This window comes from Streptomyces fuscigenes (genome assembly GCF_021556455.1).
GTDB classification, from domain to species: Bacteria; Actinomycetota; Actinomycetes; order Streptomycetales; family Streptomycetaceae; genus Streptomyces; species Streptomyces fuscigenes.
This window is the reverse complement of sequence record NZ_JAKGCV010000408.1, coordinates 1-4,972: the sequence shown is the minus strand read 5'-3', so window position 1 is coordinate 4,972 and position 4,972 is coordinate 1. Positions and strand designations below refer to the sequence as shown.

Here is a 4,972-nt window from a genome sequence, read left to right as displayed (position 1 = left end):
CGGCCGCGCGTCACCGGATCCCGTGGCCGGGGGCCGCACCTGACCGGTACTCGTGGCGCCGGTACCCGCGGTGCCGCCACCTGTGGCGCCGGGGTCCACGACACCGGATGCCGGCGCGACGCCGGGCGCCGCGCCGGCGGACTGACGGGCATCCGCGTGGCCGGTGGACATGGCCGGGCCGCCGTGCGGGCGGCGCGCGAACGCGTGGTCGGTCAGGTCGAACGCGGGCGGGGGGAAGTCCCAGGGCGCGGGCGCCGGGCCCGTTGACCAGGCGATCGTCCGGCCGGACATCCAGGCACGGGCCAGGTCGGCGGCGTCTTCGCCCGCCGCCCGCAGGGGCGGCAGATCGCGGCTGGTCGCCGTCCGGACGATCCGGAGAATCCGGTCCTCCGCCGCGTCGCGGGCCTCCACGGGGGCGGCGTGGGCGTCGTCCCCGCCCGCCACCGGCCCGCGTTCCCCGCTCTCGCCGTCCGTCCCCGCGGGCTCCCGCGCCAGCGCGCGCAGCCACGCGACGGCGGACGCCGCGTCCTCGCAGAGGCCGGCCGCCCGCCAGGCGCGCGCAGGCCTTCCGGCCCGCAGATGCCGCATCACCTGCGGATACGCGCCGGGCGCCGCGGCGAGATGGTCGGCGATCCGGCGCGCGTCCGCCCGCAGGGCCGCCGCGCTGCCGCTGGACAGTGGCAGGAGGCCGCCCTGGCGGGACAGGTCGCCGCCCGAGCCGGCCGGCGCGGACGGCCTTGTGTCAGCGGCCTCCAGCACTACGTGCGCGTTGGTGCCGCCGATGCCGAAACTGCTGACCGCCGCGACCCGCTCCCGCCCGGCGGGCCACGGCTCCGACCGCGTCGGGATGCGGAACGGGTCGAGGTCCGCGCCGAAACGGGGGTTGGGGGCGCGGAAGTCGGCGGTCGGCGGGATCACCCCGTGGTGCAGAGCGAGCGCCGCGCGCACGAACCCGACGATCCCCGCCGCCGCCCCCAGGTGCCCTATCTGACTCTTGACCGAGGAGAGGGCGCACGAGCGGGGCCCGGCGCCGTCCCCGAGCGCCCGGCGCAGCGCCGCGACCTCGATCGGGTCGCCGAGCCGGGTGCCGGTGCCGTGCGCCTCCACGTACCCGACGTCCGCTCCTGTCCTGCCTGCACGGCGCAGTGCCTCCCGGATCACGGCGCGCTGCCCGGAGACCGAGGGCGCGCTGTAACTCATCTTGTCCGCACCGTCGTTGTTCACGGCGGAGCCGGTCAGCACGGCGTACACCGTGTCGCCGTCGCGCCGGGCCGCGGCCAGCGGCTTGAGGACCGCCACACCGACACCGCCGGCGCCCACCGTGCCGTCCGCGTCGTCGCTGAAGGGACGGCAGTGGCCGTCTGAGGAGAAGATGTGCTGCGGCCGGTAGCGGTAGCCGCCCGCGAGCGAGAGGTCGATCAGCACCCCGCCCGCGAGCATCACCTCCGCGTCGCCCTGGCGCAGCATGCCCGCGGCCAGGTGGACCGCCACGAGCGAACTGGAGCACGCCGACTGCGCGGTGAGCGCGGGCCCGGTGAGACCCAGGTGGAAGGCGGCCTTCGTGGCCAGGAAGTCCTTCTCGTGGTGCAGGGCCAACTGGAACCCGTCCGGCAGGCCCGCCGCGTCGGCCTCGCGCAGCATGGCCTGGAAGTAGGTGTTCTCGCCCGCCCCGGCCACGAGTCCGACCCGCAGTGCCGACGTGTCGCCGATCCCGGCGTGCGCGAGCGCCTCGACGCAGCCCATCAGCAGGTGGCGCTGCTGCGGGTCCATCAGCCGGGCCTCCTGCGGGCTGATGCCGAAGTGGCCCGGGTCGAAGGCGAGCGGCCCGTCCAACAGGCTCCGCGCCCCCACCAGGCCGTCCGCCGCCTCGAAATACGTGATGCCGCGGCCGCCCTGCTCGGTCATCCGCCAGAAGGACGCGAGGTCGGACGCGCCGGGGAGCCGTACGGCCATGCCGATCACCGCGATCGGCTCGGCCGCCGGGCCGCCGCCGGTACGGGCCGTCTCACGGGCGCCTGGCGACGCCGGTGACGCCGGCGACGCCGGCGCGCCGCTTCCCGCCGCCTCCTCAGCCTCCCCTGCCTCTCCAGTCCCCTGTGCCTCTCCAGTCCCTTGTGCCTCTCCAGCCTCCCGGGGCGTCGGCTCCGCTGCCTCCGCCTCCGCGGCGCGCCGCGCGGCTCCGGTGTCCGGCGCACCCGCGCCCGATCGCTCCTCCTGCCGCGCCAGATGGCGGACGAGCGCGTCCACCGTGACCTGCTCGAACAGGTCGGCGACGGTGAAGCGCAGGCCCAGCCTCGCGGTGCAGTGCAGATGGAAGCGCATCAGGTCGAGGCTCGTCGCGCCCGCCGCGAAGAACGTCACGCCCGGCTCGATGCCGTGGCCGGTGACCTCACGGAACGCGTCGACGATCCGCGTCCTCAGGTCGCCGGGGCGGGGGCCGGGGGCCCCGGCCGGACCCCGTGCTCCCCCGGCCCGTGCGCCGGCCGCCGGGAGAGGCCCGGCGGGTCGGGGCAGGTCCGCGCCCGCAGCGGCGAGAGCGGCCGCCCGATCGAGCTTCCCGCTGGGCGTGCGCGGCAGCGAGGACAGCAGACGGAAGCGCTCCACCCGCGCGAACGGCGGCAGCAGCGCGGCCAGATGGGTGCTCAACGCGGTGTGGGTGACCTCTCCCGCGGCCCCGTCGCGTGCCTGCAAGCAGCCGACCAGGTGGTCGCCGTCCCGCACCACCACGGCGGACACGACCCCGGGGTGGCGCAGCAGTGCCGCCTCGACCTGGCCGAGTTCCAGCCGGTGGCCGCTGAACTTGATCTGCTGGTCGTCGCGGCCCGCGAAGTGCAGCAGTCCGTCGGCGCCGAACCGGGCCCGGTCGCCGCTGCGGTAGAACAGCCCCGCCCCGGGCACCGTCGTGAAGCGCTCCTCGTTGAGCGGCCCGTCGCCCAGGTAGCAACGCGACACCATGGACCCGCCGATGAGCAGGTTGCCGGTGCAGCCCTCGGGCACCGGCTCGTCTGCCTCGTCCACCACGCGCAGCAGGGCACCCGCCACCGGCCTGCCCACGGCGGGCCGTTCGGGCCAGTCGGCCGGGTCTCCGTCCAGCCGCAGGGCGCTGACGACATGGGTCTCGGTCGGCCCGTAGTGGTTGAACAGGCGGGCCTGCGGCATGGAGGCGAACCAGGTGCGGATGGCGTCGGTGCACACCAGCTGCTCGCCCGCCGTGACCACGTCCCGCAAACGGGACGGCCCCAGTCCCAGGTGCACGGCGTGCTCCGCCAGCAACTGGAGTGCCACGTAGGGAAGATGAAGGCGTTGGGCGCCGACGTCCGCCATCCGCCGCAGCAGTGCGGGCGGGTCGTGGCGCAGCTCGCGGTCGACGAGGTGCAGCAGCCCGCCGCCGCACAGGGTGCCGAAGATCTCCTGGAACGAGACGTCGAACGAGAGCATGGAGAACTGCTGGGTGACGGCGGGCCCGGCGAGGCCGCCCGCCGCCTCCTGCCAGTGCAGCAGGTCGCACAGGGTGCGGTCGGAGACCTGCACGCCCTTGGGCGTCCCCGTCGAGCCGGACGTGAAGAGCGTGTAGAGCGGCCGGACGTCGCCCGCCGCCGGCCCGGGCGCGAAGGAGGCACCCGCCGTTTCGGGCATGGTGCCGGTGCTCGCGCCAGTGTCAGTGCCGGTGCCGGTGCCCGCGCCAGTGTCAGTGCCGGTGCCCGCGCCGGTGTCAGTGTCGGTGTCGGTGCCGGTGTCGGTGGCCGTGCCGCTCGTGGCGCGGACTCCGTCCGTGTCCCCGGGATCCCCGGGCCCGGCCAGGACGACCGGGTGGCGCCGGGGCCCGCCCTCCGGGGCCACCGCGTCGAGCGCCGCCGCGCCGTCCGGGGCGAGCAGGACGCACACCGGCGCGGCCCGCTCCAGGACCTGCCGCAGCAGCGCGCCCGGGTACGACGGGTCCAGCGGCACGGCGGTGACACCGAGCCGGGCCAGCGCCAGCAGCGCAACGACGTGCTCGACCGACGGCTCGAAGTACAGCGCGACGCGGCACGGACCCGCTTCGCCGGGCCCCGGCAGCCGGTGGGCCGCTCGCAACTCGACGGCCAGGGCCCGCGCGTGCGCGTCCAGTTCCGCGTACGTGACGGTGCCGCCGCCGGGGCGCCCCGCACCGCCGCCGTACGCCACGGCGGGCGCGTCCGGCCGCAGCCGAACCTGGCGGGCGAACCCCTCCGCGACCGTGCGGTACCCGCCGGGCAGCGCGGGCCCGCCGTCGCCGTGCCCCGGCAGGGCCGCGCGGTACGGCGCCACCAGCCGGGCGGGCGTGGCCGCGCCGTCCTGCGCGAGCAGGTCGAGCCCGCGCGCGAAGAGGTCCGCCATGGCGCGCGCCCGGGCCGCGTCGATGTGGTCCTCGTCGTACTCCCACAGGCAGTCGAAGCGGTCGCCGTGCTCGACGAGCGACACGGTCAGCGGGCACTTGGTCCCGGCGGGCGGCCGCCACACCGGCTCCGCGGCGCAGCCCGGCAGGCGCAACGCACCAAAATCGGTGTTCTCCAGCACGAAGAGGAAGTCGAACGGCGAGCCGCCGGAGGGACCCGCCGCGAGCACGTCGGCGAGCGCCACGTCCTCGCGTTCGAGCACCTCCCGCGCGTCGGCGGCCAGCCGGACGAGCTGGGCGCGCAGGGACTCGCGCGGGGCGACCTCCAGGGGGAGCAGGACCGTGTTCGCGTACATGCCCACACCGCGCTCGCACTCCGGCACCGGCCGCCCGGCCGTGGGCGAGGCCACGCGCAGCCGCGTCCGGCCCGTCACGCCGTAGGCGCTCCACGCGAAGACGCCGAGCAGCAACTGGAAGCGTGTGAGGCCGAGTTCGGCGCACAGCCGGTCCACGGCCGTCCGCCGCGCCACGTCGAGCGAGGTGCGCAGGAGGCTGCCCGTGCGCGCCGTGCCCGCCCGTTCGGCGCCCGCCGCCCCGTCCGCGCCTGCCGTGTCGGCG

At 76.6% G+C, this 4,972-nt stretch carries 1 protein-coding gene; it reads right to left on the bottom strand.

What is annotated here, in order from left to right:
- A partial coding sequence (locus L1885_RS23490; RefSeq protein ID WP_235799165.1) for a beta-ketoacyl synthase N-terminal-like domain-containing protein occupies positions 1-4,972 on the bottom strand: 4,972 nt, incomplete at both ends.